Origin of the sequence: Stenotrophomonas sp. SMYL89 (assembly GCF_036319985.1) — a bacterium.
Lineage (GTDB): Bacteria > Pseudomonadota > Gammaproteobacteria > Xanthomonadales > Xanthomonadaceae > Stenotrophomonas > Stenotrophomonas maltophilia_Q.
In genome coordinates this window covers 1-23,346 of the sequence record NZ_JAWIRW010000024.1, presented here as the reverse complement: position 1 = coordinate 23,346, position 23,346 = coordinate 1, and the positions used below count along the sequence as shown (strand labels likewise).

General features: G+C 67.5%; 18 protein-coding genes. 7 read left to right on the top strand and 11 right to left on the bottom strand.

What is annotated here, in order from left to right:
• Positions 1 to 25 precede the first annotated feature (25 nt).
• The 9 genes from V3B41_RS18950 to V3B41_RS18910 all read right to left on the bottom strand — a co-directional run bounded on the left by V3B41_RS18950 (position 26) and on the right by V3B41_RS18910 (position 9,503).
• Positions 26 to 1,126: a GDSL-type esterase/lipase family protein gene (locus V3B41_RS18950; RefSeq protein ID WP_019337386.1), complete on the bottom strand. Its 1,101-nt coding sequence runs from the start codon at positions 1,124 to 1,126 to the stop codon at positions 26 to 28.
• Between the two features lie 101 nt (positions 1,127 to 1,227).
• Positions 1,228 to 1,983 (bottom strand): 2-dehydro-3-deoxy-D-gluconate 5-dehydrogenase KduD, encoded by a 756-nt coding sequence (gene kduD / locus V3B41_RS18945; RefSeq protein ID WP_005421125.1) that lies wholly within the window; start codon positions 1,981 to 1,983, stop codon positions 1,228 to 1,230.
• A 71-nt stretch (positions 1,984 to 2,054) separates the two neighbouring features.
• Positions 2,055 to 2,903: a 5-dehydro-4-deoxy-D-glucuronate isomerase gene (kduI, locus tag V3B41_RS18940; RefSeq protein ID WP_019337387.1), complete on the bottom strand. Its 849-nt coding sequence runs from the start codon at positions 2,901 to 2,903 to the stop codon at positions 2,055 to 2,057.
• Between the two features lie 197 nt (positions 2,904 to 3,100).
• Positions 3,101 to 4,159: a LacI family DNA-binding transcriptional regulator gene (locus V3B41_RS18935; RefSeq protein WP_019337388.1), complete on the bottom strand. Its 1,059-nt coding sequence runs from the start codon at positions 4,157 to 4,159 to the stop codon at positions 3,101 to 3,103.
• A 39-nt stretch (positions 4,160 to 4,198) separates the two neighbouring features.
• The gene (locus V3B41_RS18930) at positions 4,199 to 5,788 is read right to left on the bottom strand and encodes a family 43 glycosylhydrolase (protein ID WP_019337389.1); all 1,590 of its coding nucleotides are present in this window, start codon (positions 5,786 to 5,788) and stop codon (positions 4,199 to 4,201) included.
• Between the two features lie 17 nt (positions 5,789 to 5,805).
• The gene (locus tag V3B41_RS18925; protein ID WP_005421133.1) at positions 5,806 to 7,089 is read right to left on the bottom strand and encodes a TRAP transporter large permease; all 1,284 of its coding nucleotides are present in this window, start codon (positions 7,087 to 7,089) and stop codon (positions 5,806 to 5,808) included.
• 3 nt (positions 7,090 to 7,092) lie between these two features.
• Positions 7,093 to 7,623, bottom strand: a complete 531-nt coding sequence (locus V3B41_RS18920) for a TRAP transporter small permease (protein WP_019658831.1) — start codon at positions 7,621 to 7,623, stop codon at positions 7,093 to 7,095.
• A 10-nt stretch (positions 7,624 to 7,633) separates the two neighbouring features.
• Complete coding sequence (locus tag V3B41_RS18915) at positions 7,634 to 8,635, bottom strand: TRAP transporter substrate-binding protein (RefSeq protein ID WP_019337391.1); 1,002 nt, start codon at positions 8,633 to 8,635, stop codon at positions 7,634 to 7,636.
• Between the two features lie 40 nt (positions 8,636 to 8,675).
• Entirely contained in the window at positions 8,676 to 9,503 is an 828-nt protein-coding gene (locus V3B41_RS18910; RefSeq protein WP_019337392.1) for a hypothetical protein, read from the bottom strand.
• A gap of 174 nt (positions 9,504 to 9,677) precedes the next feature.
• Between V3B41_RS18910 and V3B41_RS18905 the strand changes: the two genes are divergently transcribed.
• From V3B41_RS18905 to V3B41_RS18895, 3 genes are read left to right on the top strand one after another with little or no spacing between them, the layout of a single operon-like run.
• A complete protein-coding gene (locus tag V3B41_RS18905; RefSeq protein ID WP_049453892.1) occupies positions 9,678 to 10,652 on the top strand; it encodes an alpha/beta hydrolase in 975 nt (324 codons plus the stop codon).
• On the top strand, positions 10,649 to 12,271 hold the full coding sequence (locus V3B41_RS18900) for a carboxylesterase family protein (RefSeq protein WP_019337394.1): 1,623 nt from the start codon (positions 10,649 to 10,651) through the stop codon (positions 12,269 to 12,271). The genes V3B41_RS18905 and V3B41_RS18900 overlap by 4 nt, the downstream gene beginning before the upstream one ends.
• A gap of 51 nt (positions 12,272 to 12,322) precedes the next feature.
• Positions 12,323 to 12,910, top strand: coding sequence for a cysteine dioxygenase family protein (locus tag V3B41_RS18895; protein ID WP_019337395.1), 588 nt, complete (start codon positions 12,323 to 12,325; stop codon positions 12,908 to 12,910).
• A gap of 34 nt (positions 12,911 to 12,944) precedes the next feature.
• On the opposite strand, the gene V3B41_RS18890 is transcribed toward V3B41_RS18895, so the two are convergent.
• Positions 12,945 to 16,748 (bottom strand): LamG-like jellyroll fold domain-containing protein, encoded by a 3,804-nt coding sequence (locus V3B41_RS18890; RefSeq protein ID WP_019337396.1) that lies wholly within the window; start codon positions 16,746 to 16,748, stop codon positions 12,945 to 12,947.
• A 138-nt stretch (positions 16,749 to 16,886) separates the two neighbouring features.
• Complete coding sequence (locus tag V3B41_RS18885) at positions 16,887 to 19,637, bottom strand: TonB-dependent receptor (protein ID WP_029550752.1); 2,751 nt, start codon at positions 19,635 to 19,637, stop codon at positions 16,887 to 16,889.
• 285 nt (positions 19,638 to 19,922) lie between these two features.
• On the opposite strand from V3B41_RS18885, the gene V3B41_RS18880 reads away from it, so the two are divergent.
• The 4 genes from V3B41_RS18880 to V3B41_RS18865 all read left to right on the top strand — a co-directional run bounded on the left by V3B41_RS18880 (position 19,923) and on the right by V3B41_RS18865 (position 23,212).
• Positions 19,923 to 20,942, top strand: coding sequence for a sugar kinase (locus V3B41_RS18880; RefSeq protein WP_026346897.1), 1,020 nt, complete (start codon positions 19,923 to 19,925; stop codon positions 20,940 to 20,942).
• Positions 20,929 to 21,567: a bifunctional 4-hydroxy-2-oxoglutarate aldolase/2-dehydro-3-deoxy-phosphogluconate aldolase gene (gene eda / locus V3B41_RS18875; protein ID WP_329861782.1), complete on the top strand. Its 639-nt coding sequence runs from the start codon at positions 20,929 to 20,931 to the stop codon at positions 21,565 to 21,567. The genes V3B41_RS18880 and eda overlap by 14 nt, the downstream gene beginning before the upstream one ends.
• 96 nt (positions 21,568 to 21,663) lie before the next feature.
• A complete protein-coding gene (adhP, locus tag V3B41_RS18870; protein WP_010487377.1) occupies positions 21,664 to 22,692 on the top strand; it encodes an alcohol dehydrogenase AdhP in 1,029 nt (342 codons plus the stop codon).
• A 127-nt stretch (positions 22,693 to 22,819) separates the two neighbouring features.
• Positions 22,820 to 23,212, top strand: a complete 393-nt coding sequence (locus V3B41_RS18865; protein WP_329861781.1) for a hypothetical protein — start codon at positions 22,820 to 22,822, stop codon at positions 23,210 to 23,212.
• Positions 23,213 to 23,346: the final 134 nt, after the last annotated feature.

The window sequence follows — 23,346 nt, the reverse complement described above, 5'->3', positions numbered from 1 at the left end:
GAGCCCATGCTCGGCTACGTTTCAATCAGCGCGGGTACACCAGCAGCACCACCAGATCCTCCTCACCCACCTGCTGCAGCGCATGGTGGCTGCCCTTGCGGGTCAGCAGCGCGTGCCCGGCGTGCACGTCGTACTGCCTGCCATCCAGCACATAACTGCCCTGCCCACTGACGATGTAATAGATCTCGTCCTTGTGCTGCGGATGCAGGCCGATGCCCGCGCCTTTGTGCAGCACACGCTTGCGCAGCACGAACGGCAGCCCTTCGGCATCGGCGAAGAACGGATACGCCGTGGTCGGGCCGGCACCGCCGTGCGGGCCTGCTTGCGTGCGCACAACACTGTCTTCGTGCACCACCTGCGAGGGCAGGGCTGGGTCGCTACCCTGCCCTTCCGCCACCACGTCGCAGTCGATATCCCGCACCAGCGCCGGCTGCAGCGCGGGTAGCAGCGGCACCGCCTCGCGCAATACCAGGCAGGCCACCGCATGTGCGCCGGCCACGCTGAAATGGGTGCCGTCGGCCTTGTTCTGTTCGGGCACGAACAGGAAGTAGGGTCGCGCGCCCTCCTCACCCAGCGCGCGGACCCAGCGCATGCTGCGGTCATTCAGATCAATCAGCGCAATCTGCTCGCGCGCGGCCAACGCCTTCATCGACTGCGTGTAGCGGCCATGCGTATCCAGCAGTGAACCGAAGTCGTACAGCAGCCGCGCCACCGGCGTGACCAGCACCGGCGTGGCGCCCTTTGCGCGGGCCACCTGTACGTAACGCATCAGCAGGCGTGGGTAGTCGCTGTCCGGATCGGTGTAGCGCGTGCGGTCTTCGAACTTCGCATCGTTGTGGCCGAACTGGATCAGCAGCACGTCGCCTTGGCGCAGCTCGGCGGCGATGGCCTCCAGGCGCCCTTCCTCGATGAAACTGCGCGTGCTGCGCCCGCCCTTGGCGTGGTTGTGCACCTCCAAGCGCGCCGGGTCCAGGTAGCTCTGCAGCGCCTGGCCCCAGCCGGCCTGCGGCGCGCGCTCGGGGCCGTATGCGGCCGCAGTGGAGTCACCGGCAATGAAGACCCGCACGGGCGCCGCCTGCGCGGTGGTGCACGACAGCAGCAACAACAAAGGCAACAGGGTGCGCATGTCCGGTCTCCGGTAGTGCCGGCCGCTGCCCGGCAACCTCATGAACGGCGGAAGCATTGCCAGGACGCCGGCCAGCGGCCGGCACTACCGCGGATCACGCGTCAGCGCGCCAGCCAGCCACCATCGACCGGCAGCACGGCGCCGTTGATGTAATCCGACGCCGACGAGGCCAGGAACACCGCCGCACCGGCCAGGTCATCCGGCGTGCCCCAGCGACCGGCCGGGATGCGCTCCAGGATCGCCTTGTTGCGCGCTTCGTCGGCGCGCAGCTGGGCGGTGTTGTCGGTCGCCATGTAGCCCGGGGCGATGGCATTGATGTTGATGCCCTTGCCCGCCCACTCGTTGGCCAGCAGCCGGGTGATGCCGGCGATGCCGCTCTTGCTGGCGGTGTACGACGGCACGCGGATACCGCCCTGGAAGGACAGCATCGAAGCGATGTTGATGATCTTGCCGTGGCCCTGTTCGATGAAGTGGCGGCCGGCGGCCTGCGAAATGAAGAACGCGGACTTGAGATTGACGTTCATCACGTCGTCCCAGTCCTGCTCGCTGAAGTCCACCGCATCGGCGCGGCGGATCAGGCCGGCGTTGTTGACCAGGATGTCCAACCCGCCCAGGCCTTCGATGGTCTCGCGGACCACGCGCGCCACCGGCTCGATGCTGATCAGGTTGGCTTCGATGGCCAGGCAGCGGCGGCCCAGCGCGGTGATCTTTTCGATGGTATCGGTGGGCGGGGCGATGCCGGCCACGGCGACGTCGGCACCAGCGGCGGCCAGTGCCACGGCGATGCCCTGGCCCAGACCGGTATTGCCACCGGTTACCAGAGCGACCTTGCCTTCCAGGCTGAAGGGATTAGCCATTGCGTATGCGTTCCTTGATAGAGACGAGCGGTGTCGACGGCCGGCACACGGTGCGCGGCGGCCAGGCGGGCTTACTTGAGCTGGCAGATGTCCAGCACGTGCATGTCGGTGTAGTCCAGGTTCTCGCCACCCATCGCCCAGATGAAGGCGTAGTTGCTGGTGCCGGCGCCCATGTGGATCGACCACGGCGGCGACACTACCGCTTCGTTGTTCTGGATCACGATGTGACGCTGCGCGGCCGGCTCGCCCATGAAGTGGTAGACGCGGTCGCTGTCACCCAGGTCGAAGTAGAAGTAGACCTCGCTGCGACGGTCGTGCAGGTGCGGCGGCATGGTGTTCCACACGCTGCCCGGCTTGAGCACGGTCAGGCCCAGCAGCAGCTGCGAGGACTGGCAGGTGGCCGGCACGATGTACTGGTAGATGGTGCGCTCGTTGCTGGTTTCCAGCGCGCCGCGGTCCAGTGCAACGGCGTCCTTGATGGACAGCTGCCTGGTTTCGAAGCGGGCATGGGCCGGGGTCGAGGCCAGATAGAACTGGGCGGGGTTGGCGGCGTCCTGCGAGGCGAACACGACCTCCTTGCTGCCCATGGCCACGTACAGACCGTCCTTCGGACCCAGCGTGTAGCCGGTGCCATCCACGGTGACCGTACCAGTGCCGCTGCCGACGTTGATCACGCCCAGTTCCCGGCGCTCCAGGAACGGGTGGCCTGCGGCCGAAGCGGGTTCGGTCTGGGTCGGCAGCGCAAGCGGTGCGTCCACCGGGGCGGCGCCACCAATCACGAAGCGCTCGTAGTGGGTGTACTTGAGGGTCACCGCACCGGCGTTGAACAGGCCATCGAGCAGGTACAGGTCACGCAGCTGGTCGTTGCTGGCACCGTGGATGGCATCGGGATGGGTGGCGTAATGGGTCTTGCTGTACATGGCGTCTCCAGAGCGGGGGGCGGGCCGACGGGTCGGCCCCGGCGCGGTTCACGGTCGATTCTAGCCAGACAGGAAACCGGTGTCATTTTGCGTCGCACGATGCCGGGATGGCCCGGGCAGGGCGCGGTGGATCGGGTGGATGGGGCAGGGGCGTGTCACGACCAGAGGTCGTGACCTGCAGGATTGATCCTTGGGGATCAATCCTCCGGCGGCTGGCAGGAATCGCGGACGATCAGGTGCGGCCGCACGCTGGCAATGGGCAGCGCGGCCTGGCCTTCGGGCTGGATCAGCATCGCCGCGGCGGTGCGTCCGGTATCGCGCGTGTGCCGGCGCACCGAGGTCAGCGAGGGCCACAGGCGCGAGGCAAGCGGGCTGTCGTCATAGCCGACAATGGACAGCTGGCGCGGAATGTTGATGCCCGCGCGCAGCGCCACCTTGTAGATACCGGCGGCCATTTCATCGTTGCCGGTGAAGATGGCGGTCGGGCGGCGCTTGCCCAGCAGCAGTTTCTCGGCAGCGGCGACACCGGATTCGAAGGTGTAGCCGGCCTCGATGATGCGGTCCTTCGGCAGCTCGATACCGCGTTGCGACAGTGCGTCGATGAAGCCGGCGGTACGTTCATGGGCCGAACGGTAGGCGCTGGGACCGGTCACCAGGGCAATGTCACGGTGGCCGAGCGAGAGCAGGTAGTCGGCGGCTTCGGCCGCACCATCGCGGTCATGGGTAACCACCATCTGCGAGCTTTCGTCCAGCGGCAGCGCTGCCACGCGGGTAAACCGGCAGCCGATCTCATCGAGCATGTCCGCCAGCGCCTGGTCTTCCGAGGCACGCGGCACTAGGATGACGCCGTGCAGCTTCTGCTGCTGCACGAAGCGACGCACGCCTTCGATGTAGCCGGGGCTGCGGCTGTCACAGGGATGCACCACCAGCTCGAAACTGGATCCACGCAATGCATCCAGCGCGCCGTACTGCATGTCCACGATGTACTGCGCGGTGGGGTTGTCGTAGACCATGCCGATCAGGAAGGAGCGGCGGAACGCCAGCCCGCGGGCCAGTGGATCGGGCGTGTAGCCCACTTCACGCATCAACGCTTCCACCTTGTCGCGCGTGTCCTTGCGCACCAGTGGCGAGTTGTTGATGATTCTTGAAACCGTTTTCTTGGATACACCCGACAGTCGCGCGATGTCGTTGATGGTGGCTGCCTTGCCCTTCGCCAATGCCGGCGTAGCGGCATCGTTCTTGTTGCGCACTGACATGTTTTGAACCCGGTAAGTCTGGGGATTCCGGCTCCGCGCTCAGTCCAGCGCGCGGTAGCGGAAGTTGCGGAAGGTTACCGCACCGTCGCCGGCCGCATACAGCGCCGGCTTCAACGCCAGGAACCTGCCCGCGACATTGTGATGGTAACCGGACACTTCCATCTGAACCGGATACTTCTGCCAAGTGTGCCCGTCGGTGCTGGAGTGGAAGGTGACGATGTGGCGGTTGTTGGTCACCCGCAACCACAGCCGGCCGCCGCGGCCCGGGGCCGGTCGGGCAGGGCGCTCCTCGCCGTAGCGATGCATGATGAACGACTCGCCGTTGCTGCCCACGCCCGCGTACAGCCGGTCGCTGTAGAACAGCAGCGCGCCGCCCACGGCACCGGGGGCGATCTCCATCTCCACCTCGAACTGATAGGCCCGGTCGCCGGCGATGGTGGTCAGCGGCGAGGCGTCGCGCGGCGTGCTGCCCTTGCCCTGCAGGACAAGGCCGTTGCCACTGAAACCCAGCCGGCGGTACTCATCCTGCGCCGGGTTGAAGAACGCCCACTGCGGGCCAAGCGTGCTGCCGCGGAAATCATCCGACAGCGCCATGCCATGCGGCGACAGCGCCTGTCCGGCCGGCTTGCGCAGTGGCTGACCAAGGTCTCCGCCCGTGGCCCGGAACCAGCCGTCAGCGGTCCATTCGATCGGTTCGAGCAGGGCCTGCCGACCCAGCGTCCAGAAGCCGTTCTCGTACCCGTGGTACATCATCCACCAGCGTCCATCGGTCCCTTCGATCACCGTCGCGTGGCCGCGTGACCACCAGGGCTCGGCCGCCGACTGCGTGCGCGTGATCGGGTTGTTGGGCGCGTTCTCCCATGGTCCGTGGATCGAACGCGAGCGCGCGGTGATCACCATGTGCCCGGTCGGCGGACCGGCGGTGCCGCCCACTGCCGTGGTCATGTAGTACCAGCCGTCGCGGACGTGGATCTTCGGGCCTTCTTGCGCGTAGGCCTCAACGTCCCAGTCCTGCGGGTAGCGCCAGCCGTCATAGACGTGTTTCGGCGTGCCGACCACGCTCAACCCGTCGTCGGCCAGCTGCACGTAATCACCGCCACTGAGGAACAGGTAGCGCTTGCCGTCTTCACCCACTGCATGGCCGGGATCGATGTAGCCACCCAGGCCGATGTCGATCGGCGCGCTCCACGGGCCCTTGATGTCATCGGCCCAGACCACGAAGTTGCTGCGGCGCTCGCCGGTGCGGGCCGGGAAGTAGATGAAGTAGCGCCCCCGATGCTTGACGATGTCCGGCGCCCAGATCGCCCCCACGTTGCGGGTGACCGCATGTCCCAGCGGCTGCCAGTTCACCAGGTCGCGCGAGTGCCAGATCGGGAGCCCGGGGTAGGCGTCGAACGACGACAGCGTGAGGTAGTAATCGTCCCCGTCCTTGAGCACCGAGGGATCCGGATGGTCACCGGCCAGCACCGGATTGAGGAACGTGCCATCGCCCCGGTCCGCCTGGCGCTGGTGTTCCAGCCCCCGCGCCCACTGCGCCGGGGCGCGCGCGGGCTCCGCCGCGGGTGCAGGCCGTGCCGGCAGCAACAGCACGAGCAGAGTGATGGTGGCGGCGATACACAGTGCACGCATGGCAGTCTCCTTGTGGCTCAGCCGCGCAGCGCGGCGGGCAGCCACAACGACAGTGAGGGGAAGAAGGCCACGACCAGCAGCACGGCGAGCGCGGCGAACCAGAACGGCCAGATCGTGCGCATGCTCTGGCCCACGCTGATCTTGCCGATGGCCGTGCCGATGAACAGCACCGAGCCCACCGGGGGCGTGACCAGACCCAGGCCACCGGTGAGCACCAGCACCAGGCCGAAGTGGATCGGATCGATGCCGTAGGCGCGGGCCACCGGCAGGAAGATCGGCGTGCAGATCAGGATCATCGGCGCCAGGTCCATGAAGGTGCCCAGCAGCAGCAGCATCACCACGATCATCAGCAGCACCATGAACTGGCTGTGCGCGAACGACTGCAGGAACTCGACGGCGGCCGCGGGCACCTGCAGGTAGGCCAGCAGCCAGCCAAACACGGCGGCGGTGGCGATCACGAACAGGATCACGCCCGTGCTGCGCGCCGCGTGGATGACGGTGTCGAAGAACTCGCGCCAGCGCAGTTGCCGGTACAGCACGGTGGTCACCAGCAAGGCGTAGACCACGGCGATGGCTGCGCTTTCCACTGCGGTGAAGATGCCGGCACGGATACCGATGAAGATCAGCGCGACCAGGCCCAGGCCGGGCAGGGCGGAGACGATGCGCAGGGCCACGGCGCGCCAGCCGGGAAAGACCTCCACGCCATAGCCGCGGCGGCGCGCCACCGCATAGCCGGTGACCATCAGCGCCAACGTCATCAGCAGCGCGGGGACAATGCCGGCGGCGAACAGATCGGCGATGGACAGGCCCCCACCGGCAGCGGCCGAGAACAGGATCAGGTTGTGCGACGGCGGCACCAGCAGCGCCACCAGCGCGGCGGTGATGCTGACGTTGACGGCGAAATCGCGGTCGTAGCCGCGCTTGACCATCTGCGGGATCATCGTGCCGCCGACCGCCGAAACGTCGGCAATGGCCGAGCCGGACACGCCGCCGAAGAACAGCGAGGACAGGATCGAGACCTGGCCGAGGCCACCGCGCAAGCGCCCCACCAGCGACGAGGCCAAGGCGATCAGGCGCTCGGAGATGCCGCCGCGCATCATGATCTCGCCCGCGAAGATGAACAACGGAATGGCGATCAGCGAGGCCGAGCCGGTACCGGCCGAGATCTGCTGCACCAGCACGATGCTGGGGATATCCAGGTAGAGCAGGGTGGCCAGCGCGGCAGCGGCCAGCGCGTAGGCCACCGGCACGCCGAGCAGCAGCAGCACGGCAAACACGGAGAACAGGATGGTGATACCCATGGATCAACGATCTCCTTCAGCGTCTTCGGCGCCGGTGGCGCGGGCCTGCAGCGCGTTCCACGCACGGTTCAGCGCGAACAGCAGCATCAGCCCGCCGCCCACCGCCAGTGGCAGGTAGTTGATGCTCTGCGGCAGATCGGCGCCGGCGGTCTTGATGTCCAGGCCGTCGAGCAGCAGATCACCCGACCAGAAGGCGATGAAGCCTCCCAGCACCGCCACCACCAGCTGCACCAGCACGTCCACCGCACGGCGCAGGCCGGGGCCCAGGTAGGCATGCAGCAGGAAGAAGCCGAAGTGGCGGTTGGTGTGCACACCGCAGGCGGCACCCAGGCTCATCGCCGTGGCCAGCAGCAGCAGCGTGACCGGCTCAGTCCAGCTGGGCGAATCGTTGATCACGTAGCGCGCGAACACCTGCCAGCCCTGCACCACCACCAGCCCCAGCAGGGCAGCAACGGCGCCGTAGATGGCGATGTCGGCGATGCGGTCCAGCAGGCGCTGGCCAGGCCCGGTGGCGGGCGTCGTCGTCTCGATCATGGCAGTGTCCTCAGGCGGCGCGGATGCGGTCGACCAGCGCGGCGATCTCCGGCTGCTGCAGGTACTGCTGCAGCAGCGGCTGGGCGGCGGTGCGGAAGGCGGGCATGTCCACCTCGTTGGCTTTCACCCCATAGGCCAGCACGGCGCGGCGTGCGGCGTCCTCCGACGCATCCCACTGCTCGCGCATCACCTTCACCGACGCGCGCGCGATCTGCAGCAGCAGCTGGCGGTCGTCAGGCGACAGGCGTTCGAAACTGGCACGCGACATCAGCAACACATCCGGCGCGTACGAATGGTCGCTCTGCGACCAGTAGTGCGCCGCTTCGAAGTGGCGGCTGGAATGGAAGCTGCGCATGTTGTTCTCGGCGCCGTCGATCATGTGGGTTTCCATCCCGGAGAACGTGTCGCCCAGCGACATCGGCGTCGGGTTGGCGCCGAGCAGGCGCATCAGCTGGATGAAGATGTCCGATGAGGCGACGCGCAGCTTCAGGCCGTGCAGGTCCTTGGGCGAAACGATGGGGTGCTTGGTGTTGTAGAAGCAGCGTGCACCGGAATCGTAGATCGCCAGGCCGACCAGGCCGCGGCCCTGGAAGCCGCGCAGCACGGCTTCGGCCACGCCGTCATCCAACGCGGCACGCTGGTGCGCCACCGACGTGAACACGTAGGGCAGGCACAGCGCCTGGGTCAGCGGAAAGGCATTGTTCAGCGCACCGGCATACACGCGGGTGATATCGATGGCACCGAAGCGCGCCATGTCGATCGCCTCGGATTCGCGGCCCAGCTGGCCGGAGTGGTACTGGCGCAGGCGCAGGCGACCGTTGGTTTCGCGCTGCAGCGTTTCGCCGATCCACTTCACCGCGGTGACGGTAGGGTAGTCGGCCACATGCACGTCGGTGGCGGTCAACAGCGCGCCACCGGCCATATCGCCGCCCGGCCCGCGGCCACAGGCGGCGAGCATCGGGGTGGCCAGGGCAGCAGCGCCCCCGGCCAGGAAGTTACGTCGTGTGATCATCTGCGCCCTCCCGCGCGTGTTCACCAGGGCAGCCCCGCGGTCATCCCGCGGGCACGGCCCGGCAGGCAATGTCACCGAAGCCGGCAAAGCGCACCAGCGCCGTTTGTCCTGCCTCGATATCGTGGATGCCGGTGGCATTGCCGGTGGCGATCAGGTCGCCCTTGCGCAGCGGCCGGCCACGCAGGGCCGAACGGGACAGCGCAAAGGCATAGGCCGCGCGCAGGCCACCGGGCAGGCGGGTGGCGCCACCGGTGCCGACCACCTCACCTTCGATCAGTGTCTCGGCACGCAGCGAGTTTTCGTCGCGTGCGGTCCAGTCGACGATCTCCGGGCCCAGCACCAGGCCGTTGTTGTTGCCAAAGTCGGACACCACCACGCGCGGACCAAGTTCGTTGATGGTGGCCAGCGGGCTGCTGGCCACTTCCACGCCGATATAGAGGCGCGCAGGCAGCGCTTCGGCCTGTTCCGGGGACCAGTCCAGCTGTCCGGCCGGCGCGTCCTCCAACAGCTCCAGCACGTACTCTGCTTCGACTGCGCCGAAGCCCCCGACGAAGACCGGGATGTCGGTTGTTCCACCGGTATCATTCCAGAGCTGACGTTTGAAGATCGGCCCCAGCAGGCGCTCATCGCCGGAGCCGTCGCGGCGCTCGGCAGCGATGTAACCCACCTTCCAGCCGACCACTGTATCGCTCCACAGGCCAATGGCCTGGTCCTGCACGTGGTAGGCAGCCACCAGATCGACGGGGATCTCTCCGGGGAACGCGGGCAGGGCCTTGCCTGCGCGGCGTGCATCGGTGAAGGCGCGGGCGATGGCGGCTGCACCGTCCGGCGCCGGCCTCTGCCCCTGTGTGCCGTGTTCGTTGCTCAAGAACGGTCTCCCTCTGCGTTGTTGCACTGCCCATCGACAGCGTCTGCAGGAGGTGTATATGGTAAACCGGTGTCATCACGCAAGCCGCAGCGCATCACACCCGCTTCCGGGGCGCCTGCGGCACGCTGCCCACCCTTCGCTGGAGCCCGGTCCGCCATGCGTCTGCCCCCTCTTGTGCTGTTCCTGTGCGTTCTGTTGACGCTTGCCCCGGCACGTGCCAGCGACGTCCCGCTGCGCGACGGCCAGCGGCTTGCCGGGGAGGTGGCGGGCGAACGCCTGCCGCTGTGGCCGGACGGCCAGGTACCTGGCCAGAGCGCTCCGGCGCGGAAGGCGCGGGTGGTTGAGCGCAGCCCCGATCCGGCCCATCCGGACCGGTTCGTGGACGGGATCGATGCGCCATACATGATCGTGCACGCGCCGCCACGTCCGAACGGGCAGGCGGTGCTGGTCATTCCGGGCGGCGGCTACCAGCGGGTGGTAATCGACAAGGAGGGCAGCGCGCTGGTGCCGGACTGGGTGCAGCGGGCAGGCTTCACCCTGTTCGTGCTTCGCTACCGCCTGCCGCAGCCGGGCAGGGACCGCCAGGCGGCGCTGGCCGATGCCCAGCGTGCGCTGCGGGTCGTGCGCGACCAGGCCGCGCGCCGCGGCCTGGAGGCGGACAATGTGGCGGTCATGGGCTTTTCCGCCGGCGGCCACGTGGCTGCGCGGCTGGCCACCGGCTTCGATGCGCCGGTCTATCCCGCACGCGATGCGATCGATCAGCTGAGCGCGCGCCCGGCACGGGCGGTGCTGGTCTACCCGGTCATCGACATGGGCGCGCATGCGCACAGTGGTTCGCGCGGGCGATTGCTGGGCGAGCGCCCTGACCCCGCATTGGCGACGCAGTACTCGGTGCAGGAGCACGTGCATGCGGACATGCCGCCGACGATGCTGATCCATGCCAACGACGATCGCGTGGTCAGCGTGCACAACAGCGAGGTGATGGCGCAGGCGCTGGCCAGGGCGGGTGTCGAGCACGAACTGCATGTGTTCGCCCATGGCGGCCACGGCTTCGGCATGCGCCTGCAGCCCGGCTCCACCCTGTCGCAGTGGCCAGCGCTGGCGCAGGCATGGCTGACAGCAGGAAAGGATGCGGAGGGCAGCCGATGACGAGAGCACCCGACGATCTGCAGCGCCGCCGTTTCCTGCGCGACAGCGCGCGCTGGGCGCTGGCCACGGCCACGCTGGTGGCACTGCCGGCAGCCGCGATGCCCGGTGCACGCGACGAACGCCTGCCGATCGTCCGCGTGCGCGGGGGGCGCCTGCGCGGCCAGCATGAACAAGGCGTGCTGGTATTCCGCGGCGTGCGCTACGGCGCCGATACCGGCACCCATCGCTTCCAGCCACCACGCCGGGAAGCGGCATGGAACGGGATCGCCGATGCACTGGACTATGGCGCGGCCGCACCGCAGGGCGGCGCGGAAGGCCCCGGCAGCGAAGACTGCCTGTTCCTCAACGTCTGGACCCCCGCACTGGGGGATGGCGGCCGCCGCCCGGTGCTGGTCTACATACACGGGGGTGGGTTCAACAACGGCTCCGGCAGCGATCCGCTGTACGACGGCAGTGCGCTGTGCCGCCGCGGCGATGTGGTGGTGGTGACCCTCAATCATCGGCTGAACACCTTCGGTTACCTGTACCTGGGCGCACTTGGCGACGCACGCTACGCCGCGTCGGGGAATGTCGGCCAGCTCGACCTGGTACAGGCGCTGCAGTGGGTGCGCGAGCACGCGGCGATCTTCGGCGGTGACGCTGGAAACATCACCGTGTTCGGCCAGTCCGGGGGCGGCGCCAAGATCGCCACGCTGATGGCGATGCCGGCGGCACGCGGCCTGTTCCAGCGCGCGTGGACGATGAGCGGGCAGCAGGTCACCGCGGCCGGCCCGCGTGCCGCCGCGCAGCGCGCTGCCATCGCAATGGAGGCAGTGGGTGCAAAGGACCTGTCTGCCCTGCTGCGGCTCCCGGCCACGGATCTGCTTGCAGCCACCCGTGCCCGCGATCCATCGCGGGTGGAAAGCACGTCGCTGTACTTCGGGCCGGTACTGGACGAAGTCTCCCTCCCGGTGCATCCGTTCTGGCCGCAGGCGCCGCGGCAGTCGGCCAGCATTCCGATGGTCATCGGCAATACGCGCGACGAGACCCGTGCCTTCCTCGGCAACGATCCGGCCAACTTCACCTTGACCTGGGAGACGCTGCCGGCACAGCTGCAACGCCAGCAGTTCGTGGATCTGCTGCCGCAGACGGTGATCGCCGAGTACCGGCGCCTGTACCCGCATTACACGCCTTCGGAGGTGTTCTTCGCGGCCACTACCGCAGGACGTTCCTGGCGCGGCGCAGTGGAGGAGCTGGAAGCGCGTGCGCGCCAGCCCAGCGGGGCCGCGCCCACCTGGGCCTACCAGCTGGACTGGGGCTCACCGGTGGAGCAAGGCCGGCTGCGCGCCTTCCACACGCTCGACATCCCGCTGGTGTTCGACAACGCCGGCCTGCCCGGCGCACGCACCGGTGGCGGCGCGGACGCGCATACGCTGGCGGCGACAATGAGCGACGCACTGATCGCCTTCGCGCGCAACGGCGACCCCAATCATCGCGGAATGCCGCAATGGCCCCCCTACGCGCTGCCCCGGCGGCAGACCATGCTGTTTGATCGCCAGAGCGGCGTGGTGGACGATCCTCGTGCCGGCGAACGTGCGCTGTACGCGAAAGTACCGTTCGTGCAGCGCGGCACGCAGTGATGACACCGCGGTGCAAACATTCTGTTAACCCCTCTCGGCTAGAGTCGGGGCATGGGAACGATGTCCTTGCCACCGTCATTCACCGGCCGGGAGCGGCTGTTCGCTGCGATCGATGCCGCGGTGATGCTGGGCACGCCGGAGGCCATCACCGGTGCGCTGCAGCAGGTGCTGCGCGAGGCCATCGTCGATCCGTCCATCCAGCTGCCCCCCTGCGTGCGGCGCCCGGTCGAAGGGCATTACGCACGCCGTGAACTGCACCGCAGCCCGACCTTGGGCTACAGCGTCATCGCCATGTGCTGGGGCCCGGGCCAGGGCACGCCGCTGCACGACCACGATGCGATGTGGTGCGTGGAAGGCGTCTGGCAGGGCGAACTCATCGTCACTCCCTATGCGCTGATTGAACAGGATGGCGAACGTCATCGCTTTGCCGCCCAGCCCACGCTGTACGGCCACCGCGGTAGTGCCGGCAGCCTGATTCCGCCGCACGAGTACCACACGCTGTGCAACGCCAGCGAAGCGGACGTGGCCGTGTCGCTGCATGTCTACGAGGGCGTGATGGAACGCAGCGCGGTGTTCGAGCCGTTGGATGATGGCTGGTACCAGCGCCGGATGAAACGGCTGGAGACCGAGGCGTCCTGACCCACGCCGGATCACGCCCGGCGTAATGCAGGCATCATCGCGGCACGCCGACCACGTTGTTGAGCCGGGTCACTTCCTCGCCACCGTCGGCCAGCGCCACGCGCACGCGCAGGCCGCTGCGGTCACCGGCCGGCAACGGCAGCCAGACCTGCACGGTCTTCGGCTGCAGGTCACTGGGTGCCCCCAGCGCCGGCACGTCCGTGCGGGCGATCTCGCGACCGCGCGCGTCTTCCAGCATTGCTACGGCCACGCCGGTGCCGACATGGCCCAGGCTGTGCACGGTCACCTGCAGCTGGCTGCCGTCGATGCGTACGTCGCCGCGACCCACGCCCAGGTCCGGCCGTGTTTCCACCGGTGTTCCCTCGGACACGCGTTCGAACTCGAACACCTCGGTACGCCCGGGACGGAACTGCAGCGCCACCGAAGCGCTGGTTTCCAGCTGTACGCGGCGTTCGGCGGGCGTGCCGTCGATGTGGCCATCGCCATCGGCATCCACGCCGCTGCGTATCCGCCAGGTCCCGCTGGCCACGTTCCAGCCGGTCATGTCGGCGCCGATGGTGCGCGTGCCCAGGTTGTAGCTGGTAACGGTGAAACGTTCACGCGACGGCGCATGCACCAGCAGGGCGACCTGTTCGGCCGCTCCATCGCGGTCGAAGCGCCAGCTGACGGTGTGGCCGGGCCAACTCTGGTTGCGCTTCAGCGCGATCCCACCCAGGCGTGCGCGCTGGAGGAATTCACTGGGCGCTTCCACGCGGTCGGACCACCAGTGGCCCTCGGTGTTCATGTACGCGCGCTGCACTTTCGCCTGCAGGCCGTCGGCATGCAGGGCGGCGATGTATGACCTGTCGCCGCTGGCCTGCCAGGCCATCAGGCTGGCGAAGCCGGTTTTTCCCGCGTCAGCCTCGGCGCGCAGCAGCGGATACCAGTCCTGTTGCCGGCCCAGTACGTCCACGACGTTCTCGCCCAGGTTGGCCAGTGCGCCCGGACCGCCACGGGCCACGCGGTAGTCCAGTGCCTGCAGGTACTTCGCATCGCCGCTCCAGCGCCACGCCGCCCAGAAGGTGTGCATCGTGTCGCCACTGCCGGAGCCGTTGTTCAACTCGCCGCCGCGGGTGGCACCGCTGGCCCAGTTGATCTCGTTGGGCAGGGTGAAGCGTCCCTTGTCGTCCTTGCCTGCGTGGGCCAGATAGCCATCGGCCAGGCCGATCACCAGCCCGCGGCCGGTGGGGTCGGCGTTGTACTGGCCCAGCAGGAACGCCGGGTGCAGCACCGGGAACGAATACGGCTTCTGCCACTGCCAGTTCGGTTCGCGGTAGACCTTGTTGCCACCGAACCAGTTGCTGGAGAACAGCAGGTGGCCCTGCGGGTTGCGCAGGATGATGCGCTCGTCGAAGGCCTTCACCGTTTCCATCAGGCGTTCCAGCGTCAGCGGATCGCCCCAGTTGAGGTAGAGCATGGCGCTGTTGGTGTTGATGCCTTCCTCATAGGAATGCAGCTCGTCGGTCTCGATGGTACTCAAGCCGTTGCTGAACATGCCGTTGCGGTACACCGCGTCGGACAGCGCGGTCAGCGAGGCGTTCAATCGATCCGGCTGCACGCCCATCAGGGCCAGCCCCGGCCACTGCTGGGTCAGGTCGGAATCGTCCGAAATGCCACCACCGAAGTCACCGTAGGCCCCCTGCCGTTCGTCGATCCACCAGTCGACGAACTGCCGCACCTGCGCCAGGTCCTGCACCTGGTTGAATGCCCACGCCGGCACGCCCCTGGGCACGGCAGGCGCCGTGTAGGGCGGGCGGCCCTGGCTGTTGTAGCTGATGTAGTTCCAGTACAGGCGGCCGAGTTCATGGTCCGGGTCCACCCGCAGCAGGTCGCTCAGGTCCGCGTACACGCGCGCGTACAGGCGCTGGCGCTTGGACGTGGTGTGCTCTTCCACCAGGAAGCCCCAGTTGTCGCGGACTTGGTTGAAGCGGTCGGCCACGTGCTCCTTCAGCGCGTCGGCACGCGGCTTGAACACCAGCCGGACCTGCGCACCGTCGAGGGCATCGGCATCGAAGCCTGGTGCGGCCGAGGCGATGCTCAGCCACAGGCTGTCCGGGGTGAGGATGCGATCGCGCAGGTCCAGCCACAGCGTGCGCGCCTGCCGTGGCGGCACCGACACCGATACATCGATCATGTCGCGCGCCGGCCAGATCGGATCCTTGATGCGGATGTTCAGCGGGATCAGTCCATCGTGGGTGGGCGGCAGGTCCAGCGCGGGAAGGTCGATGGCCACGCCGTCCAGGCCGTCGTGCATGTTCTCCCAGCTGTAGGCCCAGCTGCGGATCAGCGGCTGGTTGGCCGGCGCGTCACCCACCCCGGAAGGAATCAGCACGTGCACGATCGGCTGCGGATGTGCGGGCAGGGTGCCGGCATCCCGGCGGCGGGAACCGGCGCCCTTCGGCAGCGCCATCACCGTGCTGCGTTCGGCGGCCGGGAAACGTCCGTCGATGTAGCGGCGCAATGCGTCCAGGTTGGTGTAGTCGGGCAGCGCCCGGCTGTCGATGATGTAGGTCTGCTTCACCGTGCCTTCCGGCTCGGTGCCCTTGCTCACGTGGTAGGCCCAGATTTCCTGGATCGGTGTTTCCTGCTCGACGTTGCTGAAACGCAGCACGCCGCCGCGCTGCGCGGCAATGTCGTCGACGCTGCGCACCACGCCGCGCGGGCGCGTGACCAGCACGTCGGTGGCATGTTCGGCGTCGGGCCCGTGGGAAAGGGTGCCGAAGGCCGCACCACGGATCTCCACCCGGTTCACCGTTTCGGTGGCCGGCAGGGTCAGGTCCAGGTGCTGGCCGCCTTCCACATAGGTGTTCCAGTCCGGAAGCTGGAAGTAGTCATTGCGGCCGGGCAGGCGCGAGCGGTTGTACACGCCCGGCCAGGTGGTTTCGGCGATGCCATCGGTGGCCTTCCACATCCACGCCTTCAGGTCGCGGGTGTCGGCGAATTCGATCTTGCGGATGCGGGTGCCGGCCGACGCCAGCGCAGGCGGTGCCGCGCCTTCCCACCCGAAGCGATGGCGCCACGCGCGCTCGTCGCTGGCCGGCGCCACCGCGCTGGCCGGCGCCTTGCCGCCTGCCAGTGCCTGCACGGCGGGGGCGTCGAGCATGCGGTCGTACACCCGGATGTGCTGGAAGTCGCTGCCACGCAGGAAGTTGTAGCGGCTCTGCACCTGGTAGGGCGCCATCACCCGCCCGGCCAGGCCGAGCTGGTCCAGCGCCGCATCGTAATCGCCTGTGGCTTGTGCACGCGCCACTTCGCGGCCATCGATGAACAGGCGCACGCCGTGGTCCTCATCCCAGGCGAAGGCCAGGTGCAACCACTGGTCGGGACGCGGCAGTGCATCCATGCGGAACGACACGCGTGTGCGTGCCAAGTTGGCATCGGTGACGAAGGCATCGAAGCCGTGCCCGTTCCAGTCGATGCGCAGCCAGGCCATGTCCCAGCTGCTGTGGTCGGCGTAGCCGACGCGGAAGATCACGAACGGCGCTTCACCCACCGCATAGCGTGAACGCCAGTCGAAGGCCAGCGTGCCGCGCTGGGCCAGGATGTTGCCCGGCGCGTCCCAGGCAAGCACGCCGTCGTCTTCCCATTGGATGGCCTTGCCATGCTCGCCGTCGTCGACCACCGCGACCTTGTCGCGAAAGTTCGCTACGGCCTCACCGTGAGCGGTCACGGCCTGCAGGCCGTGATTGGCATCCACATCGAAGAGCAGGGTGGGGACATCGGCGGCGGCCGTCGCGGGGCCTGCAGCCAGGGCCACTGCCAGCAGCAGGCAGCGGGACACGGTCGTGCGGTGCGGCATGGAGACATTTCCTTTCAACGGGCGACGGCCGGCGGCGGGCCGCCGGACCGTAGCAAGGCCACGCCGCAGCGGCACCTTGCGGCGCAGCAGCGGTCATGGCGAACCGCGGCGCGTATCGGTACGCGCCGCCGGCGTTGCTCAGAACTTGTAGCGCACGCCCAGCAGGAACTGGCGGCCGGTTTCGGTGTACTGGAGTGGCAGGCGGCCGGTGGCGGGCGAGTACACCCATTCATCCGAGGCTTCGTTGGTCAGGTTGATGCCTTCCAGGCTCAGTTCCAGCTGGTCGCTGATCTTGTAGCGGATGGACGCATCAATGACCGTGGTGCCGGTCATGCCGTGGTAGCCGTCCAGGTTGAAGCCGGTTTCCTGACCGGGCACCTGGGTGAGGTAGTCATCGCGGTTGGTGGCGGAGACGCGGCCAGCGAAGGTCTCGCCTTCGTAGAACAGCGTTGCGTTCCATGACGATTTGGACAGGCCCAGCAGATCGTTCTTCATCACCGGCTGGCCAGCCGAGTTGATGTACTGGATCTTCGATTCGACCCAGGTGTAGTTCAGCTGCACGCCCAGGTTCGACCACTTGCCCGGCAGGAAAGTGAAGGGCTGGGTGTAGTTCGCCTCGGCGCCGTACAGCTCACCGCCGGGGGTATTGACTGGCCGGGTGAAGGTGAAGTCGTCGGTGGGCGAGGCGCCGGTACCGGTCAGCAGTTCGGCAGGCAGGCCGCTGTCGGTGTACGGGCGGTTCTCGCGCAGGGTCTGGACCGAGGTCTCGATGTCCTTGTAGAACAGGCCCAGGCCCGCCATCGCGCCTTCGGCGAAGTACCACTCGAAGCCCAGGTCGACATTGGTGGCGCGCGTCGGGTCCAGGTTGGGATTGCCGCTGGAGATGGTGCGCGCACCACCGGCCACGGCCACGGTTGCACCTGGCGTCAGGCTGCCCAGGCCCGGGCGGGTCATGACCTTGGCCGCACCCAGGCGGATCAGGAAATCGGGCGTGACCTCGGCCACCAGGTTGAACGAGGGCAGGGTGTCATCGTAGGTGCGGGTGGCGGTGGTGGAGGTGGTACCACTGGCCAGCGTCGACAGCCCGGTGGAGGTCTGCCTGGTGCGCACGTAGCGCACGCCGAAGTTGCCCGACAGCGGCAGCGAGCCGATTTCGGTGCTGAACTCGCCCATCAGGTAGGCACCACGGTCCTTCTCTTCCACGCTGCGCACGTTGTTGGCGCGCGGCGCGACGGCATAGATGCCGCTGTTGCTGTAGATGTCGAACTGGTCGGCGATTGCATCCAGGTTCGGCACCACCCAGTTGGACGGATTGCCATTGATGCCCTTCAGGCCGGCCTGGTTGATCATGTCCACGGGCACGATCCTGCTGCCGCTGGCGAAGGTCGGCACGGCCAGTTCGCTGGCACGGCGCAGTTCGGTGGTCTTGAACGTGTAGTCCTTGGCAAGCACGCCGCCCTTCAGGCGGAAGCCGGGGCTGATGTTCCAGTTGAAGTCGATCTGGCCGGTATCGAAGTCGTTGTCCACGTACTGCGGGCGCAGGCGGATTTCCGCCAGTTCCCAACCGTTGGGGTCGGTCGGGTCGATGCCGTAGTTGAGGATCGGGAAGCGGCTGTTGCCACGGTAGTCGTAGCTGTAGCCCTTGACGTCGTACTTGTCCATGATGACGGTGGTCTGCACTGGATTCTCGTGCCTGGAGCGCGAGATGCCCAGCTTGCCGGACACGGTGAAGTCGTCGCCGAAACGGTGCTGGCCGTTCAGGCTGATCTGCTTGAACTCGGTGCTCCACTCGTCGTGGCGGTTCTCGGTACGGATGTCGACGTTGTCGAATTCACCGTACAGCAGCGCGCCGTTGCGGATCTCGCCGTTCCTGACGATGGTGCTCGGCTTGCCGACCAGGCGCGGGGTGCTGCTGCTGCCACGGCTGAAGGAAATCGCTTCGATGTACTGCTCGTCGCGGGTGGCATCGATCTTCGAGTACAGCATGTCCAGCGATACTTCACTGGCATCGCTGGGCTTCCACTGCAGCGAGCCGGTCACGCCCAGGCGCTTCTGCTCGTGTTCCATCTGCACGTAGCGCGGGAAGCGCGGGTGGAATACATCAGCGGCGCGTGCGGCGGCGAACGGCGATGACGCAGCGAAGTTGCCATTGCTCGGGCCGTTGGCCCAGCGGCCGGTGTTGGAGCCTTCCTCCAGTGCCTGGCGCTCGGAGTAGGCCACCGACAGGAGGGCGCCGAAGGTACCATCGGCGAAGGTGTTGGAGACCAGCGCGGCCAGCCGCGGGTCGGCCTTTTCGGCCATCTGGTTGTAGCCGGCCTGGCCGCTTGCGGCGAAGGTGAAGCCGTCGTAGTCGAACGGGCGCGCGGTGCGCAGGTCGACAGTGGCACCCAGCGAGCCTTCCTCGACGTCGGCCGAGGCGGTCTTGCGCACCACCAGCTGCGAGAACAGGTCCGAGGCAAACACGTTGAAGTCGAAACCGCGGCCGCGGTTGGTACCACCGCTCTGGTCACCGGCGCCGACGGTGGTCAGCGCTTCCATCCCATTGATGCGCACGCGGGTGAAATCCGGGCCCAGGCCGCGCACCGAGATGTTGCGGCCTTCGCCGGCTTCGCGTGTGATCACCACGCCCGGAATGCGCTGCAGCGATTCAGCCAGATTGAGGTCGGGAAACTTGCCGATGTCTTCGGCGACGATGGCATCGACCACGCCGGCCTCGCCGCGCTTGATGTCCAGCGCCTTTTCGACACTGGCGCGATAGCCTGTGACGTTCACCGTGTCCAGGTCGGTAGCGGTCTGCTGCTGGGCGGCCGCGCTGGTGGACAGGGCGAGTCCCACCCCCAGGGCCAGCAAGGTAACCGGTGTCTTTTTTCCATGGATCCGAGATTGCATGCCTTTCCCCTCTCCCAAAGGTCTGGTATCGCAGCTGCGCGGCGAAATGACACCGCTAGTCAAAACCGACGTTAGCAGCACCACCGGGATCGGGCATCTTGCACCGCAACAGATTTGCAATGTCTCCAAGACGCTTGCAGGACAAAGGTTTCGACATATAGCCCAAGCGCTCTCAAGGCGTCTTCGGTCTAGAATGACACCGCTAGCCAATCGCCACGCCCCTCGCGTGGTCCACTTACACGCCATGCAGTGTCCCATGCTGGTGGCACGCGTGAAGGAGCTGAGATGGGTCGTATCGTGTGTTTTGGAGAGTTGTTGCTGCGCCTGGGTGCCCCCGGCAACGAACTGCTGCTGCAGTCGCCGCAACTCCAGGTCCATGTGGGAGGGGCCGAAGCCAACGTGGGTGTCTCGCTGTCCCGGCTTGGACATCAGGTGGCCATGGTCAGCACCGTGGCCGGCAATGCGCTGGGGGCGCATGTACTGGGTGAACTGCGGCGGCACGGCGTGGATACGCGCGGTGTGCGCGAGGACGCCGAGGGCCGCATGGGCCTGTACTTCCTCACCACCGGCGCGGTACAGCGCGCGAGCGAAGTGGTCTACGACCGCGCGGATTCGGCGTTCGCGCGCAGCACTGCAGCCGACTACGACTGGCCAGCGCTGCTGCAGGACGCGCAGTGGCTGCACGTCTCCGGGGTCAGCCCGGCGTTGGGCCCGCACGTGGCGGCGGCCACGCTGGCGGCGGCGCGCGCGGCAAGACAGGCCGGTGTCCGCGTCTCCTTCGACGGCAATTTCCGGCCCCGCCTCTGGCAGCGCTGGGGAGGCGATGCGCAGGCGGTATTGCGCGAACTGTTCGCGCAGGCCGACATCGTGTTCGCCGACTACCGCGACATGGAGGTCGTACTGGGCACCCGCTTCACCCAGCCGGACCTGATGGAGCGGATCGACGCGGCCGCTGCCGCCGCGTTCGGTGCCTTTCCGCAACTGCAGTGGATGGCCTGCACGCAGCGGCAGGTGCTGAGCGTGGACCACCATGTGCTGGGCGCTGTGTTGCTGGGTTGCGACGGAACCCGCGCACAGGCCCCACTGCGTCATCTGCAGGGCATCGTCGACCGCATCGGTGGCGGTGATGCCTTCGCGGCCGGCATCCTGCATGGCATCCTGTCCGGCCTTGATGCCGACGCCACCGTGCGGTTCGGCCTGGCCGCCGGGGCGCTGAAGCACTCCATCCCCGGCGATTTCAATCCTGTCAGCGAAGCTGACGTGCTGGCCCTGATGGGCGAGGAGCGATTCGATGTCCGCCGCTGATCCGCGCGTACGCGCGGTCCTGAAACTGGCACCGGTGATTCCGGTGTACACCCCCGAAGACGTGAATGACGCGGTCGAAGTGGCCCAGGCCCTGTTCCGCGGCGGCCTGCCGGTGATCGAAGTGACCCTGCGCACGCCGCAGGCGCTGGACGCGATCACGGCCATGGTCGAGGTCGTACCGGACGCGGTGATCGGTGCCGGCACCGTGCTTACCCCGGCGCAGATGCAGGCGGCGAAGCAGGCCGGAGCGCGTTTCGCGGTGTCCCCCGGCGCCACGCCGGCACTGTACGCGGCCGCGCGCGATGCCGACCTGCCGTACCTGCCCGGTGCCGCCACCGCCTCGGACCTCATCCTGGGCCTGGAGCACGGCCACGACACCTTCAAGTTCTTCCCGGCGGTGCAGGCCGGTGGCGCCGCACTGCTGGCGGCCTGGCACGGCCCGTTCGCCGATGTACGCTTCTGCCCGACCGGTGGCATCAGCGCGCAGACCGCGCCGCAGTTCCTGCACCTGCCCAACGTGCTGTGCGTGGGCGGCTCGTGGCTGACCACGCCGGCACTGCTGCAGACCCGTGACTGGGACGCCATCGAGCGCCTCGCCCGCGAGGCGTCGGTGCTGGCCAGCTGAACCTGCTGCACGAATCGTCAAAGGTTTGATCGTGATCAAAGCGCCGGCCTCGAGCCGGCGTCATTCTGTGGGCAAGCGCACTACGGAGATCCGAACATGAATTCGACCATGAAGGCCGCTGTAGTGCGTGAGTTCGGCAAGCCACTGGTGATCGAGGAAGTCTCGGTACCACGCCCGGGGGCGGGCGAAGTACTGGTCAAGATCGAGGCCTGTGGCGTCTGCCACACCGACCTGCACGCCGCCGAGGGCGACTGGCCGGTGAAACCGAACCCGCCATTCATCCCCGGTCACGAGGGCGTGGGGCACATCGTGGCCGTGGGAGGCGGGGTAGGGCACGTCAAGGAAGGCGACAGGGTCGGCATCCCCTGGTTGTACTCGGCGTGTGGCCATTGCGAACACTGCCTGGGCGGCTGGGAAACGCTGTGCGAGACGCAGCGCAACACCGGCTACTCGGTCAACGGCGGCTTCGCCGAGTACGCACTGGCCGATGCCAACTATGTCGGCCTGCTTCCGAAGGACGTGGGCTTTGTCGAGATCGCGCCGGTGCTGTGCGCCGGCGTGACCGTCTACAAGGGCCTGAAGGTGACCGACACCAAGCCAGGGGACTGGGTGGTGATTTCCGGCATCGGCGGCCTGGGCCACATGGCCGTGCAGTACGCCCGCGCAATGGGCCTGAACGTGGCGGCGGTGGACGTGGACGACAACAAGCTGGCGTTGGCCCGGCAGCTCGGCGCGCAGATCACCGTCAACGCGCGCACCACCGACCCCGCTGCCTTCCTGAAGAAGGAAATCGGCGGCGCGCACGGCGCCCTGGTCACGGCGGTGTCGCCGAAAGCGTTCGAGCAGGCGCTGGGCATGGTCCGCCGTGGCGGTACCGTTTCGCTCAACGGTCTGCCGCCGGGCAACTTCCCGCTGGACATCTTCGGCATGGTGCTCAACGGCATCACCGTGCGCGGCTCGATCGTCGGCACCCGGCTGGACCTGCAGGAGTCGTTGCAGTTCGCTGCCGAAGGCAAGGTTGCCGCCACGGTCAGCACCGATCGCCTGGAAAACATCAACGAGGTGTTCGCGCGCATGCACGCGGGCACCATCGAAGGCCGCGTGGTGCTCGACTTCGCCGCCTGACCGCCTGTGCATGGCCGCCGTCGCTCCGTCCCCCTCTCCCACGGACGCGGCGGCCATGCCGATCCATCGGTAGTACCGGCCGCAGGCCAGCAACCCCAGGCACTTCGCGCAGCCTTACAATGCGCGCATGCCCGCCCTGCTCAAGACCCTGTTCCTGTCCTTCGTCGCCCTGATCGGCGGCGTGCTGTCGCTTGCGCTGGTCAGCAGCGTCGCCAGCTGGCTGCCCCCGCTGGTGGGCATGTCGCCGGACAACAACAGCGTGCAGCTGGGGTGGGACCTGGCCTTCAGCGTGCTCGGTGGCGTCGCCGGCATTTCCTTCGCCACCTACTACGCGCCCTGCTGGCCGCGTTCGCATGGTTTTTCCATCTGGTCACTGATCGCGCTGGGCTGCGGCTACGCGGTGTCGGCCGCAGGCGCTGATTTCCCGCTCTGGTTCGTCATTTCGCTGCTGGCATCGCTGCCGTTGCAGCTGCTGGCCGGCTGGTGGTTCGGCCGCCGCGCGTCGCGCGACGCAAGGTAACGCCGCCCCTGTAGAGCCGAGATCCTATGTTCGCGGTCAAGCCTGCTGGAAGCAGGCTTGACCCACTTTCAGCATGGCTGGGTCAAAGTCCCGACCGCTTTTGAAGACCCCCCAGGCGATCCTGGCCAGCTTTC